Below are 13,424 nucleotides of genomic sequence, written 5' to 3'. Positions count from 1 at the left end.
TTGTTCGACAGGATCGAGATGAACACCAGGTTGTCGATGCCGAGCACGATCTCGAGCACCGTCAGCGTCAGCAGACTGGCCCACATCTGCGGGTCGAGCAGGAATTCCATGGTTTACCTCGTCGGCAGGCCGGCGCGGCGCCGGCCGAAACGGTGCGCCCCGCGCGCGCCGTCTGCAGGCGCGGCGCGGGGCGCGGTCGAGTAACTACGGCTCAGGCGGAGACCATCGACGCGAAGTGCGCGAGCATGCGCCCGGCGTTCGGTTCGGCGCCGGTGAACAGGCGGAAGGCGTCGACCGCCTGGAACACCGCCATGCCGCCGCCGTTGAGCACGCGGCAGCCCTTCGCCTTGGCCACGCGCAGCAGCTCGGTTTCGAGCGGGAAGTAGACGATCTCCGATACCCACAGCGCCGGGTGCAGCAGCTCGGCCGGCAGCGGCAGGCCGGGGAGCTTGGCCATGCCGGTCGGCGTGCAGTGCACCAGGCCGTCGGCCGCGGCCATCGCCGCGGGCAGGTCGGTGCCGGCGACCGCGCGGCCCGCGCCGAAGCGCTCCGACAGGCTCACCGCGAGCTCGGCGGCGCGGTTCTGGTCGACGTCGAACAGCGTGAGCTGCTGCACGCCGAGGCTCAGCACCGCGTGGGCGACCGCCGCGCCGGCGCCGCCGGCGCCGAGCTGCACGGCGCGGTCGAGCTTCGCGCCCGGCAGGCCGCGGCGGAAGCCTTCGGCGTAGCCCGAGCAGTCGGTGTTGTGGCCGATGCGCTTGCCGTCGCGCAGCACCACGGTGTTGACCGCGCCGAGCGCGCGGGCGTCGTCGGACAGCTCGGTCAGCAGCGGGATGATCGCCTGCTTGCACGGGTAGGTGATGTTCAGGCCGGCGAAGCCCATGCGCTCGGCGGCGGTCAGCAGCTCGGGCAGGGCCTCGACGCCGAGCCCGAGCTTGTCGAGGTCGATCCGCTTGTAGACGTAGCGCATGCCCTGCTCGGCGCCTTCGCGCTCGTGCATGGCGGGGGTCAGCGAGCCCTGGATGCCGAAGCCGATCAGGCCGCAGATGAGCGACTGGGGGGCGGCGGTTGAGGTCATGGTGTTCTTCCTCCGGAGGATGGTGGACGGGTGGCGGACGGCTGACGGCGCCGTCTTCTGGCGCTCAGTGCTGGGCGGGTGCGAGCAGGCGCTGCAGCGCGCGCAGCGCGAGGGCGTAGCCCTGGGTACCGAGGCCGGCGATCACGCCCACCGCGATGCCCGATACGTAGGAGTGATGGCGGAACTCCTCGCGCTTGTGGATGTTGGTGACGTGCACCTCGATCACCGGCAGGTCGCTCGCGGCGAGCGCATCGCGCAGCGCCACCGAGGTGTGGGTCCAGCCGCCCGGGTTGATGACGATGCCCGCGGCGGCCTCGCGCGCGGCGTGGATCCAGTCGATCATCTGGCCTTCATGGTTGCTCTGGTGGAACTCGAGCGTCAGGCCCAGCTCGGCGGCGAGCGCGCGGCACTCGGCCTCGACGTCGGCGAGCGTGGTGCTGCCGTACAGGTGCGGCTCACGCTTGCCGAGCAGGTTCAGGTTGGGGCCGTTCAACACGTACACGGGCTTGCTCATTCGCGACTCTCTCCTGGTGGATCGGCAGGCGCCCGCGGCGCGCGGCCGGGGCGTCGGGTTCGGGGCTCAGGCGGCGAGGAAGTCGAGCACGCCGGCGGTGAAGGCGTCGGCATCCTCGATGTTCGACAGGTGCGCCGCGGGCAGCTCCAGGTAGCGGGCGCCGGGGATGGCCCCGGCGAGGAACCGCCCGTCCGCCGGCGGCGTGGCGAGGTCGTGGGTGCCGGCGATCACCAGCGTCGGCACCGTGATCGCCGCCACCGCCGCACGCTGGTCCATGTCGCGCACCGCGGCGCAGGCGGCGGTATAGCCCGCCGGATCGGTGGCTTCGAGCACCGCGCGCACCGGCGCCACGGCCTCGGGGTGCCCGGCGACGAAGGCGTCGGTGAACCAGCGCGCGATCACGCCGTCGGTGATCGCCGCCATGCCGCCAGCCTCGACCGCCGCGATGCGCTTGTCCCACAGCTCGGCGGGGCCGATCAGCGCGGCGGTGTTGCAGAGCACCAGGCGGCCGAGGCGCGCGCCGGCGTTGACGCCCAGCCACTGGCCGATCATCCCGCCCATCGACAGGCCGCAGAAGTGCACGCGGTCGAGGCCGAGGGCGTCGAGCAGCGCCAGCACGTCGGCGCCGAGCTGGGCGATGCGGTAGGGCCCGGGGGTGGCCGCGCTCGCGCCGTGGCCGCGGGTGTCGTAGCGCAGCACGCGGAAGTGGCGCGTGAAGGCCGGCATCTGCGGCTCCCACATCGTCAGGTCGGTGCCGAGGGAGTTGGACAGCACCAGCACCGACGCCCCGCTGGGGCCGTCGAAGCGGTAGTTGAAGGTGCTGCCGGCGATATCGATGGACGGCATGGTCGGGGTTCCCGTGTTCGCTCAGCCCTGGGCGCGGCACGCCGCGAGGGCACGTTGGACGAAGGCCGCGGCGCAGCCCGTGTAGTGCTGTGGATCGAGCAGGCGGTCGAGCGCGGCGGCGTCGAGGTGCGCCGTCACCTGCGGGTCGTCGCCCAGCACTTCGCGCAGGTGGCGGCCCTCGGCGACGGCGCGCTTGCAGGCGAGTTCCACCACGTGGTGCGCCGGCAGCCGGCCGATGTGCTCGGCCAGCGCCATCGTCACCGCCTCGGCGAGGATCAGGCCGCGGGTGAGGTCGAGGTTGCCCGCCATGCGCGCCGGGTCGACTTCGAGCCCGGCGAGCATCTGCGTGGCCTGCGCGAGCGCGCCGGCGGCGAGGGTGCAGATCTCCGGCAGCGTGTCCCACTCGGCGTGCCAGCCGCCGAGGCTGCGCTCGTGCTCCTGCACCATCGCCGCGAGCATCGTCGCCACCAGCCCCGGCACGCGCGTGGCCGCGCCGAGGATCGCCGCGCAGGCGACGGGGTTGCGCTTGTGCGGCATCGTCGACGAGCCGCCACGTCCCGCCGCGGCGGGCTCGAACACCTCGGCGACGTCGGTCTGCATCAGCAGCGAGACGTCGCGCGCCACCTTGCCGAGCGTGCCGACCAGCAGGCCGAGCGTGGTCGCCACCTCGGCGATGCGGTCGCGCTGGGCGTGCCAGGGCACCTCGGGCAGCGCGAGCCCCAGCTCCTCGGCGAGCGCCCGGCCGACCTCGAGCCCGCGCGTGCCGAGCGAGGCGAGCGTGCCGGCGGCACCGCCGAACTGCAGCGCCAGCAGCCGCGGGCGCAGCTCGTGCAGGCGTGCGCGGTGGCGCTCGACGGCGCCGAGCCAGCCGGCGGCCTTGAGCCCGAGCGTGGTCGGCGTGGCGTGCTGCAGCCAGGTGCGCCCGACCAGCACGGTCTGCGCGTGCGCCGCGGCGAGCTCGCGCAGCACGCCGGCGAGGCGCGCCAGGTCGGCGTCGAAGAGTTCGAGCGCGGCGCGCAGCTGCAGCACCAGGCCGGTGTCCATCGCGTCCTGGCTGGTCGCGCCCCAGTGCACGTAGCGGCTGGCCTCGGGGTCGTCGGCGGCGACCAGCGCGGTGAGCAGCTTGACCAGCGGGATCGCCGAGTTGCCGCCGAGCGCGGCCCCCTGCGCGAGCTGCTCGATGTCGATGCGCCCGGCGTCGCAGGCCGCGGCGATCGCCGCCACCGCGGCCGCCGGGATCACGCCGACGCGCGCCTCGGCGCGCGCCAGCGCCGCCTCGAAGTCGAGCATGCCCTGGACGCGGCCATGGTCCGAGAAGATCCCGCGCATCGCCGCCGTGGTGAACAGCGGATCGAAGCAGCGGTTCGATGTGCGGATGCTCATGGCATCCCCCTCCCCCGAAGCGGTTGCAGCAGGCGGGGGCGGCGCGGCCGGCCCCCGGTCGATGCTCAGATGTCGAAGAACACCGTCTCGCGATCACCCTGCAGGTGAATGTCGAAGCGGTACACGACCTGTCCGTCGCGCTCGCTGCGCTGCGCCACCAGGGTCTCGCGCCGCGGCGCCAGTTCGATCAGGTTGATGACCGGATCGGCGGCGTTGGCGGCGGCTTCGTCGGAGAAGTACAGCCGCGTCTGCAGCCCCACGTTGACGCCGCGGGCGAACACCAGCACGTTGACGTGCGGCGCCATCGGGCGCTTGTGGCGGCCGGGCACGACGCCGGGCTTGATCGTGTCGAACCACCACAGGCCGGTGCCGAAGTCCGACACCGCGCGGCCGAAGCCGTTGAAGTTCGGGTCGACCGCCTTCTGCTGCGGATCGTCCGGGTGGTCGTACTTGCCTTCGGCGTTGGCCTGCCAGATCTCGATCATGGCGTCACGCACCACGCAGCCCTCGCCGTCGTAGACGACGCCTTCGATGCGGATGCGCTCGCCGAGCGCACCGGCGCGCGCGAGCACGTTGCCGGGCTGGTTGCGGCGGCGTTCGAGGCCGGCCGCGGCCGGCATCATGCCGATGTGCAGGTAGGGGCCGGCGGTCTGCGAGGCCGATTCCTGGAGCACCTTGGTCGTCATCTCAAAAACCCTCCGGGCGGTTCTCGAAGTAGGTCTGCTTGCGCCCGCGGAGCACGATGTCGAAACGGTAGGCGAGCGAGTCGAGCGGGATCGCCGCCTCCAGGTCGAGCGGGGCGACCAGGCGCGCACGCGCACCGGCGTCGGGGATCGCCTGGTAGATCGGGCACAGCGGCAGCAGCGGATCGCCCTCGAAGTACATCTGCGTGATCAGCCGGCTGACGAAGCTGCGGCCGAACACCGAGAAGTGGATGTGCGCCGGGCGCCAGTCGTTGATGCGGTTGCGCCACGGATAGGGGCCGGGGCGGATGGTGCGGAAGTGGTACCAGCCGTTCGCGTCGGTGAGCGCGCGGCCGCAGCCGCCGAAGTTCGGGTCGAGCGCGGCGACGTAGTGGTCCTTCACGTGGCGGTAGCGGCCGCCGGCGTTGGCCTGCCAGAACTCCAGCAGCGCGCCCGGCACCGGGCGGCCGTTCTCGTCGAGCACGCGGCCGTGGACGACGATGCGCTCGCCGATCGGGTCGTTGTCGACGCGGTAGTTGAGCAGCAGGTCGTTGTCGAGCGGATCGAGGTCGCCGTTGCCGAACACCGGGCCGGTCAGCTCGGACAGCGACTGCTGCAGCGACAGCAGCGCGCGGCGCGGCGAACGCAGCACGGTGGTCTTGTAATCGGGGAAGTAGGCCGGCGGATGGATGCCGCGGTCACGTTCGTAGAAGACACCATTGGACATCGTTGCTTTCCTCATCCTTCACTTGTGTACCTGCCGCCCGCGGCGAACGGGAGGCAGGACCAGGGATCACCCGGGGGCAGGTCGCCCGCTGCGGTGCGCGGGCGACTCGTTATCGGGCGGGCGCCAAGGCGCCCGCCACGCTTGTCGTGGATCAGACCCGCTCGATCGCCAGCGCCACGCCCTGGCCGACGCCGACGCACATCGTCGCCAGGCCGCGCTTGCCGCCGGTCTTTTCGAGCTGGTGCAGCGCCGTCAGCACCAGCCGCGCGCCGCTCGCGCCGAGCGGGTGGCCGAGCGCGATCGCACCGCCGTTGGGGTTGACCTGCGGCGCGTCGTCGGCCAGGCCGAGGTCACGCATGCAGGCGAGCGCCTGCGCGGCGAAGGCCTCGTTCAGCTCGATCACGTCGAAGTCGGTGATGGCGAGGTTCAGGCGCTCCAGCAGCTTGCGCACCGCCGGCACCGGACCGTAGCCCATGATCCGCGGCGCCACGCCGGCAGTGGCCATGCCGAGCACGCGCGCGCGCGGCTTCAGGCCGTACGCCTGCACCGCGGCGGCGCTGGCGAGGATCATCGCCACCGCGCCGTCGTTGACGCCCGAGGCGTTGCCGGCGGTGACGGTCTTGTCGGGGCCGTTGACGCCCTTGAGCTTGGCCAGCATCTCCGGCGTGGTGTCGGGGCGCGGGTGCTCGTCGGCGCTCACCACGGTCTCGCCCTTGCGGCTCTTGATGACGACCGGGACGATCTCCTCGGCGAAGTAGCCCTCCGCCTGCGCGCGCGCGGCGCGGTGCTGGCTGCGCAGCGCGAAGGCGTCCTGGTCGGCGCGCGAGATGCCGAAGTCGTCGGCGACGTTGTCGGCGGTCTGCGGCATCGAGTCGACGCCGTGCTGCGCCTTCATCAGCGGGTTGACGAAGCGCCAGCCGATCGTGGTGTCCTCGATCCGCGCGCTGCGCGAGTAGGCGGTCTCGGCCTTGCCCATCACGAAGGGCGCACGGCTCATGCTCTCGACGCCGCCGGCGATCACCAGGTTCGCCTCGCCCGCGGCGATGGCGCGCGCCGCGGTGCCCACGGCGTCGAGGCTGGAGGCGCACAGCCGGTTCAGCGTGGTGCCGGGCACCTCGACCGGCAGCCCGGCGAGCAGTGCGCTCATGCGGGCGACGTTGCGGTTGTCCTCGCCGGCCTGGTTGGCGCAGCCGAAGAAGACCTCGTCGACCTTGCTCCAGTCGATCTGGGGGTTGCGCTCGACCAGCGCGCGCAGCGGCACGGCGCCGAGGTCGTCGGCACGCACCGTGGCGAGCGCGCCGCCGAAGCGGCCGATCGGGGTGCGCACGGCGTCGCAGATGAAAACGTCAGTCATGGAACTCTCCTGGGGGCGATGGCGGTGGCGGAGCGGATCAGGCGGCCATTTCCAGCGGCACGCCGCTGATCGCGCGCAGTTCGTCGAGGGTCATGCCCTCGACCATCTCCAGCACCCGCAGGCCCTGGGGGGTGACGTCGATCACCGCGAGATCGGTGTAGATGCGGTTGACGCAGCCGATGCCGGTCAGGGGGTAGGTGCAGACCGGGACGATCTTGCTCTCACCGCTCTTGGTCTGGTGGTCCATCATCACGAACACCTGCTTGGCACCGATGGCCAGGTCCATCGCGCCGCCGACGGCGGGGATGGCGTCCGGCGCGCCGGTGTGCCAGTTGGCGAGATCGCCGCTGGCCGAGACCTGGAAGGCGCCGAGCACGCAGATGTCGAGGTGGCCGCCGCGCATCATCGCGAACGAGTCACCGTGGTGGAAATAACAGCCCCCGGTGAGCAGGGTCACCGGCTGCTTGCCGGCGTTGATCAGCTCCGGGTCTTCCTGGCCCGGCGCCGGCGCCGGGCCCATGCCGAGCAGGCCGTTCTCGCTGTGCAGGAAGATCTCGCGGTCCTTCGGCAGGAAGTTGGCGATCAGGGTCGGCGCGCCGATGCCGAGGTTGACGTAGGCGCCTTCGGGGATGTCGCGCGCCACGCGCGCGGCGATCTGCTTGCGGTCGAGTCGTTTCATGGCAGTGGTCTCCTCGCGGGGGGCTTCAGGCGGTGGCGGTCGGGGTCGAGCCGCCCAGCGGCACGACGCGCTTGACGAAGATGCCCGGCGTGATCACCACCTCGGGATCGAGCTCGCCGAGTTCCACCACCTCGCTCACCTGGGCGATGGTGCAGGCCGCGGCGCGCGCCATGATCGGGCCGAAGTTGCGGGCGGTCTTGCGGTACACCAGGTTGCCCCAGCGGTCGCCCTTGTGCGCCTTGATCAGCGCGAAGTCGGCGTGGATCGGCATCTCCAGCACGTAGTGGCGGCCGTTGATCTCACGCGTCTCCTTGCCCTCGGCGAGCAGGGTGCCGTAGCCGGTGGGGGTGAAGATCGCCCCCAGCCCCGCGCCGGCGGCCTCGATGCGGCACGCCAGGTTGCCCTGCGGCACCACTTCCAGCTCGATCTCGCCGGCGCGATAGAGGCCGTCGAACACGTACGAGTCGGCCTGGCGCGGGAAGGAGCAGATGATCTTGCGCACGCGCCGGGCCTTCAGCAGCGCCGCCAGGCCGGTATCGCCGTTGCCGGCGTTGTTGTTGACGATGGTCAGGTCACGCGCGCCCTGCTCGATCAGCGCGTCGATCAGTTCCGAGGGCATGCCCGCGGTGCCGAAGCCGCCGATCATCACGGTGGCGCCGTCATGGACGTCGGCCACCGCCGCGGCCAGCGAAGACACGATCTTGTTGATCACAGCGAGACCCTCCGCAGCAGCTGCTGCACCACCGTCTGAACGATCGCCTGGGCGCCGTCGCCCCCGCGGGATGTACCGAGAACTGCCATGACCATCCTCCTCAGTGCTGATCGTGCGATTATCGCTCGATCGTTCGATATGTGGACACAAAGTAATCCACGCCTTACGTCTCGTCAATGTCGATTATCGAATATATGTGCGTTTATCGAACCAAACTGGATCGATACCGGCCGCCACCGCGCCCGCCCGCGTTCAGCCGCGGGCCGCGTGCAGGCGCCGCCAGCGCGCCGGTGCCGCGCCGGTCGCGCGGGCGAAGAAGCGCGAGAAGTACGCCGGATCGCGGAAGCCCAGCGCGTGGCCGATCGCGGCGACGCTCGCCGCGGAGAACAGCAGCCGGTGCTTGGCCTCGGCGACCAGCCGGGCGTGGATCACCGCCAGTGGCGGCTGCCCGGCCGCGCGCCGGCACAGCGCCGTCAGCTGGCTGCGGGTGAGGCCGAGGCGGGCGGCGTAGAAGGCCACCCCCGCCTGGCTGCGGTAGTGGGCCTCGATGAGCTGCCGGAAACGCAGGAACAGCGCGTCGTCGTGGCCGCGCGCCGGCCCGCTGCGCTCACGCGCCGCGTGCAGCCGGGCGACGCCGGCGAGGATCAGGCCGAGGTGGGCGCTGCTCGCCGCGTCGCGCGCCGGCGCCGCCCATACCGACTCCTGGGTGATCGCGGCGAAATGTGCGGGCAGCCCGTGCGCCGCCAGCGTCGCGTCGACCAGAGGGTAGACCGCGGCCCGCGCGAGCGCCGGGCGCAGGCCATCGCCGCCGAGCCCGTCGAGCAGCGCGTCGATGGCCCAGGCCGGCACGCTCAGGGTGCTGCCGCTGGCGTCGGCGCTGAAGGCGAGGCGGTGGTGCGTGTCCGGCGGCACCACCACCAGGGCCGGCGCCGGGCACACCAGCGCGGCCGCGTCGAAGCACGCCGTCACCTCGCCGCCGAGTACCAGCGCCAGACGCAGCCAGCCGCGCGCCGCGGTCTCTTGCATCGCGCAATTGTGCAAGTCGCAGTGAGCGGATATGGTGCCGACCCGAAGCCGCGCGAGCGCCGTATCGCTCTCTAGCTCGCCATACAGCGCGCAGCCGGGAATGAAGGTGTCCGAGCCTGTCACAGCCGACCTCAACGATGCGTGGATGCCCTGCGCCACCCTGCATCGCAGCCTGGCGAGTTCCCGGAATGACGACGAAAAATACCGGCAGACGCGCACCCGCCCGCCGCACCCGGCTCAGCGCCGGTGCGCAGGTGTGCATCCGCATGGAGGTGGGCGCCCGGCCGCAGCCGGGCGCCGTCACCGCGGCGCTCGGCCGCGGGCTAGTCCGGACCGGCCACGGCCCGGCGCCGGGCCTGCACCAGGGCGGCCATGCGCACCGCGGCGTTGACCGCGCCGTGCTGGGTGTAGCCGCCGCGGCGTTCGGTGAGCTCGAAGAAGAAGCGCTCCTCGCACAGCGCGGTGTAGGCGTGCAGGAATTCGCCGCCGGACTCGTCGCGGTCGTAGAGGACGTTGGCCTCGGCCATGCGGGCGAGGAACCCGGGCTCCAGCGCGTAGCGGGCGTCGAGGTCGTCGTAGTAGTTGCGCGGGATGTCGAGGATGGCCACGCCGTTGTCGCGGGCGGCGCGCACCGCCGCGAAGATGTCGTCGGTGGCGAGCACGATGCGCTGCAGGCCCGAACCGCGATAGGTCCTGAGCAGGCGCGACACCGCGGTGTCGCGGTCGGTCGAGGTCATCAGCGGGACGTGGACGCTGCCGTCGGTGCTGCGCACCGCGCGGCTGCGCACCAACCCGTAGGGGTCGGGCAGGGTCAGCGGCGCGCCGGTGTCGAAGCCGAAGCTCGAACGGAAGAACATGATCCAGTTGTCGAGCTCCTCGACGGCGATGCCGAGCGCGACGTAATCGATGCGCGTCAGCAAGGCCGGCGCCGCGTCGCCGGCGTCGGCGCGCAGCTCGAAATCGCTCTCGTAGATGCTCGCCGCGTTCGGCTGCTGGTCGACCAGGTACACCAGGCTGCCGTCCGGCGCCCGCACCGCGGGGATGCGCCGCTCGTTGGGGCCGACGCGGCCGGCGAACAGCTCGTAGCGGAACTGCCGGGCACGCTCGGCGGCGCGCTCGGCATCGTCGACGCGCAGCGCCAGCGCGCACAGCGACGGGCCGTGCGCGGCGAAGTGCTCGCGCGCGAACGAGTCGGGCTCGGCGTTGAGGATCAGGTTGATCGCGCCGTGGCGGAACAGCGTCACGTCCTTGGAGCGGTGCGTGCCGGCGACGCGAAAGCCCAGTTGCCGGAACCACTCGCCGAGCCGCGCCGCCGCCGCGCCGTCGACCGCGAATTCGAGGAACTCGATGCCGTCGTAGGCGCTGACCGCCGGCGGCTGGAACAGCGCCTCGGTCGCCGCCTGCGGCGGCCGGGTGAAGGTCGCGCGCGCGCTGGCGGCGAGGCGCTGGCCGGTCTTCTCCTCCAGGTACAGCAGCGAGCGCAGGCCGTCGGCGGCGGTGCGGCCGGTCGGCGCGGCGCGGAAGCCGTCGTTGAAGACCTCGAGCGACAGCCAGCCCTGGTAGCCGGTCGCCATGATCGGCGCCACGAACCCCGCCAGGTCGAAATCGCCCTGGCCGGGGAAGCAGCGGTGGTGGCGGCTCCATTCGAGCACGTCCATGGCCATGCGCGGCGCATCGGCGAGCTGCACGAAGGCGATCTTCTCGGCCGGGATGGCCTGAATCAGGCTGAGATCGTCGTCGATCGACAGCGTGTGGAAGCTGTCGAGCAGCACCCCCAGGTTGGGGTGGTCGACCGCCTTGACCAGCTTCCACGCGTGGCGGTACGAGTTGACGTAGCGGCCCCAGGCGAGCGCCTCGTAACCGATCACGATGCCGCGCCTGGCGGCACGCTCGGCGAGCCGCGCGAGGTCCTCGATCAGCACCTCGTCGTCGCGGATCACGTCGGGCGAGACGCTGCTGCAGACCAGGATGCGGTCGGTGCCGAGCTCGCCCATCAGGTCGAACTTGCGCTCGGCACGATCGAGGTTCTGCTGCAGGCGGTCACGCCGGCAGCCCTCGAAGTCGCGGAACGGCTGGAACAGCGACACCTCCATGCCGAGGTCGGCGACGATGCGGCGCACGTCGCGCGGCGAACCGTCGAAGTACAGCAGGTCGTTCTCGAAGATCTCGACGCCGTCGAAACCCGCGGCCGCGACGGCCTCGAGTTTCTCGGGCAGGGTGCCGCTCAGGGATACCGTCGCAATCGCGTGCCGCATGTCTCCTCCACTCCTCGGGTGTGGCGACCGGTGCGCACGCGCGGCGGGCGCAGCCGGTCAGGCTTCGTATTCGTCCTCGCTCCAGCCGATGCGGTCGAGGGCCCAGGCAAAACCGAAGAACTCCGCGTACGAGCGCACCTGCTCGCTCAGCATGTAGATGCCGCGGTGCGTGCGGAAACCGCGCGCCGCCGCCGCGCGCAGCAGCGGCGTCTCGCTGGAACTGACGACGATGTCGGCCACCAGCGCCCCCGGCGTCAGCCGCTCCAGGTCGAAGGGCAGCGGATCGTCGTCGCGCCGTCCGAGCGGCGTGGCGTTGATCACCATGTCCATGCCGCGCGGGTCGGGCGTCGCCAGCGTCGAGATCCGCCCCGGCCAGCGCGCCGCGAAACGTTCGGCGAGCGCCGCCGCCTTGGCCGGCACGATGTCGCTCAGGTACACGTGCTCCAGCCCCTGCTCGAGCAGCACCGCGGCGATCGCCGAGCCGGCGCTGCCCGCCCCCACCAGCAGCGCGCGGCGGCCGCGCACCTGGTAGCCGGCCGCACCGAGGCCGAACCAGAAACCGTCGCCGTCCAGCATCTCGGCCAGCCAGCGCCCGTCGGGGTCGCGGCGCATCGCGTTGGCGGCGCCGACGATCGCCGCCATCTCGCTGCTGCGCTCGGCATGGCGCAGCACCGCCTGCTTGTGCGGTACGCCGACCATCACGCCGGCGAGGTTGCGGACCTCCTTGAGGCCATCGAACACCCGGTCGAAGTGCTCGGCGGCGACGTGCATCGGGATCAGCACCGCATCGAATCCCGCCCGGCGGAAGATGTCGTTGAAGATCGTCGGCAACTGCAGTTGCGCCACCGGATCGCTGACGATCACGAACAACTGCGTGCTGCCCCCCGGACGGGCGGTCAGATCCAGGGACGTCGGCATGGGTACTCCTCCTGCGGGTTGGGTAAGGCCTGCCCCATGCTTACTGGATCGGACGCCGCAGCGCCACCCCACCCCCCTCGCCCCCCGCATCCCCTGCCACGGTCGCCGCGATCGCACGCGTTTTCGGCCGCTTATCGAACCATCGAACAAGTTCGATTATCGACTTGTTGTTCGGTTATGGGATTAAGACTAATCTGCGGATTGCGAGGGGTCAATGTCGATAATCGAAACATTGTTCTTTAATCGCACAAACTGGCCCGCAGGAGAGATCCCCATGGACCCGAACGAAGTTCCCGACGACGACGCCGCCACGAGCGGCGGCGCACTGCCGCGCCGGGCGCCGGGGCCGCCGCGGCCGGCGCCGATCGCGGAGATCGACGCCCTCAGCGGCGATCCGAGCTTCATGACCTCGCTCGCGCGCGGCCTCGCGGTGATCCGCGCGTTCAGCGAGCGGCGCAAGAGCATGACGATCGCCCAGATCAGCCAGAAGACCGGCATCCCGCGCGCGGCGGTGCGCCGCTGCCTGTTCACGCTGGCGCAGCTCGGCTACGTCCACGACGACAACCGCAGCTTCTCGCTGCTGCCCAAGGTGATGTCGCTCGGCCACGCCTACCTGTCGTCGACGCCGCTGCCGGTGATGGCGCAGCCCTTCCTCGACCACGTGCGCGAGGCCCTGCACGAGGCCTGTTCGCTCGCGATCCTCGACGGCGACGACATCCTCTACATCGCGCGCTCGGCGACCACCACGCGGATCATGTCGGTGGACCTGAAGATCGGCAGCCGGCTGCCCGCCTACTGCACCTCGATGGGGCGCGTGCTGCTGGCGGCGATGCCGCAGGCGGAACTCGACGCCTACCTGCTGCGCGAGGAGCTGAAGCCGTTGACCGATCGCACGATCACCTCGCGGGCCAGCCTGCTGCAGGCCCTCGCGGCGGTGCGCCAGAACGGCTGGGCGATCGTCGACCAGGAGCTCGAACTCGGCCTGCGCTCGCTCGCGGTGCCGATCCACGACACCTCGGGCACGGTGATGGGAGCGATGAACGTCAGCGTGCAGGCGGCGCGGGTACCGGTGAAGGAGCTCGAAACCCGCTTCCTGCCGGTGCTGCTGGAAGCGAGCCGCGAACTGAGCATGCAGCTGCTGTGAGGCGGGACCTGCGCGCGCCCCCGGGGTTGCGCGCGCAGGGGGAGTGGCGGGGGTGGGGGTTTCAGCTGAGGGCACGGGTCAGTTCGGGCACCAGCTCGAACAGGT

General features: G+C 71.5%; 13 protein-coding genes. 1 reads left to right on the top strand and 12 read right to left on the bottom strand.

Annotated elements, in window-relative coordinates; genetic code table 11:
* Window positions 1-211 precede the first annotated feature (211 nt).
* From EV699_RS19270 to EV699_RS19215, 12 genes are all read right to left on the bottom strand, one after another.
* Complete coding sequence (locus tag EV699_RS19270; protein ID WP_132545890.1) at window positions 212-1,078, bottom strand: shikimate dehydrogenase; 867 nt, start codon at window positions 1,076-1,078, stop codon at window positions 212-214.
* Between the two features lie 64 nt (window positions 1,079-1,142).
* Entirely contained in the window at window positions 1,143-1,592 is a 450-nt protein-coding gene (gene aroQ / locus EV699_RS19265; protein ID WP_132545888.1) for a type II 3-dehydroquinate dehydratase, read from the bottom strand.
* Window positions 1,593-1,658: 66 nt separating this feature from the next.
* Window positions 1,659-2,438 (bottom strand): 3-oxoadipate enol-lactonase, encoded by a 780-nt coding sequence (gene pcaD, locus EV699_RS19260; protein WP_132545886.1) that lies wholly within the window; start codon window positions 2,436-2,438, stop codon window positions 1,659-1,661.
* A gap of 21 nt (window positions 2,439-2,459) precedes the next feature.
* Window positions 2,460-3,821, bottom strand: a complete 1,362-nt coding sequence (locus EV699_RS19255) for a 3-carboxy-cis,cis-muconate cycloisomerase (protein WP_132545884.1) — start codon at window positions 3,819-3,821, stop codon at window positions 2,460-2,462.
* Between the two features lie 65 nt (window positions 3,822-3,886).
* Complete coding sequence (gene pcaG, locus EV699_RS19250) at window positions 3,887-4,507, bottom strand: protocatechuate 3,4-dioxygenase subunit alpha (RefSeq protein ID WP_132545882.1); 621 nt, start codon at window positions 4,505-4,507, stop codon at window positions 3,887-3,889.
* 1 nt (window position 4,508) lies between these two features.
* On the bottom strand, window positions 4,509-5,231 hold the full coding sequence (gene pcaH, locus EV699_RS19245; protein ID WP_132545880.1) for a protocatechuate 3,4-dioxygenase subunit beta: 723 nt from the start codon (window positions 5,229-5,231) through the stop codon (window positions 4,509-4,511).
* A gap of 151 nt (window positions 5,232-5,382) precedes the next feature.
* Window positions 5,383-6,585 (bottom strand): 3-oxoadipyl-CoA thiolase, encoded by a 1,203-nt coding sequence (pcaF, locus tag EV699_RS19240; RefSeq protein WP_132545878.1) that lies wholly within the window; start codon window positions 6,583-6,585, stop codon window positions 5,383-5,385.
* Window positions 6,586-6,622: 37 nt separating this feature from the next.
* Window positions 6,623-7,264, bottom strand: a complete 642-nt coding sequence (locus EV699_RS19235; RefSeq protein WP_132545876.1) for a 3-oxoacid CoA-transferase subunit B — start codon at window positions 7,262-7,264, stop codon at window positions 6,623-6,625.
* Window positions 7,265-7,289: 25 nt separating this feature from the next.
* Window positions 7,290-7,976: a 3-oxoacid CoA-transferase subunit A gene (locus EV699_RS19230; RefSeq protein ID WP_132545874.1), complete on the bottom strand. Its 687-nt coding sequence runs from the start codon at window positions 7,974-7,976 to the stop codon at window positions 7,290-7,292.
* Window positions 7,977-8,228: 252 nt separating this feature from the next.
* Window positions 8,229-9,002, bottom strand: coding sequence for a helix-turn-helix domain-containing protein (locus EV699_RS19225; RefSeq protein ID WP_132545872.1), 774 nt, complete (start codon window positions 9,000-9,002; stop codon window positions 8,229-8,231).
* A 323-nt stretch (window positions 9,003-9,325) separates the two neighbouring features.
* Window positions 9,326-11,257: a bifunctional sugar phosphate isomerase/epimerase/4-hydroxyphenylpyruvate dioxygenase family protein gene (locus tag EV699_RS19220; protein WP_132545870.1), complete on the bottom strand. Its 1,932-nt coding sequence runs from the start codon at window positions 11,255-11,257 to the stop codon at window positions 9,326-9,328.
* 57 nt (window positions 11,258-11,314) lie between these two features.
* Window positions 11,315-12,175 carry a shikimate dehydrogenase family protein gene (locus EV699_RS19215; RefSeq protein ID WP_132545868.1) on the bottom strand — a complete coding sequence of 287 codons (861 nt, stop codon included), beginning with the start codon at window positions 12,173-12,175 and terminating at the stop codon, window positions 11,315-11,317.
* Between the two features lie 274 nt (window positions 12,176-12,449).
* Here EV699_RS19215 and EV699_RS19210 point away from each other — a divergent pair, with 274 nt between their 5' ends.
* Entirely contained in the window at window positions 12,450-13,319 is an 870-nt protein-coding gene (locus EV699_RS19210) for an IclR family transcriptional regulator (protein WP_132545866.1), read from the top strand.
* The last annotated feature ends 105 nt before the right edge of the window (window positions 13,320-13,424 follow it).

Source organism: Plasticicumulans lactativorans, from assembly GCF_004341245.1.
GTDB classification, from domain to species: Bacteria; Pseudomonadota; Gammaproteobacteria; order Competibacterales; family Competibacteraceae; genus Plasticicumulans_A; species Plasticicumulans_A lactativorans.
Note: the sequence above shows the minus strand (reverse complement) of the source record. Positions and strands in the feature narration are given on the sequence as shown.

Excerpts from the sequence above, each read along its gene's own strand:
- EV699_RS19270 (WP_132545890.1), bottom strand. The coding sequence starts at position 1,078 with ATGACCTCAACCGCCGCCCCCCAGTCGCTCATCTGCGGCCTGATCGGC.
- aroQ (WP_132545888.1), bottom strand. The coding sequence starts at position 1,592 with ATGAGCAAGCCCGTGTACGTGTTGAACGGCCCCAACCTGAACCTGCTC.
- pcaD (WP_132545886.1), bottom strand. The coding sequence starts at position 2,438 with ATGCCGTCCATCGATATCGCCGGCAGCACCTTCAACTACCGCTTCGAC.
- EV699_RS19255 (WP_132545884.1), bottom strand. The coding sequence starts at position 3,821 with ATGAGCATCCGCACATCGAACCGCTGCTTCGATCCGCTGTTCACCACG.
- pcaG (WP_132545882.1), bottom strand. The coding sequence starts at position 4,507 with ATGACGACCAAGGTGCTCCAGGAATCGGCCTCGCAGACCGCCGGCCCC.
- pcaH (WP_132545880.1), bottom strand. The coding sequence starts at position 5,231 with ATGTCCAATGGTGTCTTCTACGAACGTGACCGCGGCATCCATCCGCCG.
- pcaF (WP_132545878.1), bottom strand. The coding sequence starts at position 6,585 with ATGACTGACGTTTTCATCTGCGACGCCGTGCGCACCCCGATCGGCCGC.
- EV699_RS19235 (WP_132545876.1), bottom strand. The coding sequence starts at position 7,264 with ATGAAACGACTCGACCGCAAGCAGATCGCCGCGCGCGTGGCGCGCGAC.
- EV699_RS19225 (WP_132545872.1), bottom strand. The coding sequence starts at position 9,002 with ATGCAAGAGACCGCGGCGCGCGGCTGGCTGCGTCTGGCGCTGGTACTC.
- EV699_RS19220 (WP_132545870.1), bottom strand. The coding sequence starts at position 11,257 with ATGCGGCACGCGATTGCGACGGTATCCCTGAGCGGCACCCTGCCCGAG.
- EV699_RS19215 (WP_132545868.1), bottom strand. The coding sequence starts at position 12,175 with ATGCCGACGTCCCTGGATCTGACCGCCCGTCCGGGGGGCAGCACGCAG.
- EV699_RS19210 (WP_132545866.1), top strand. The coding sequence starts at position 12,450 with ATGGACCCGAACGAAGTTCCCGACGACGACGCCGCCACGAGCGGCGGC.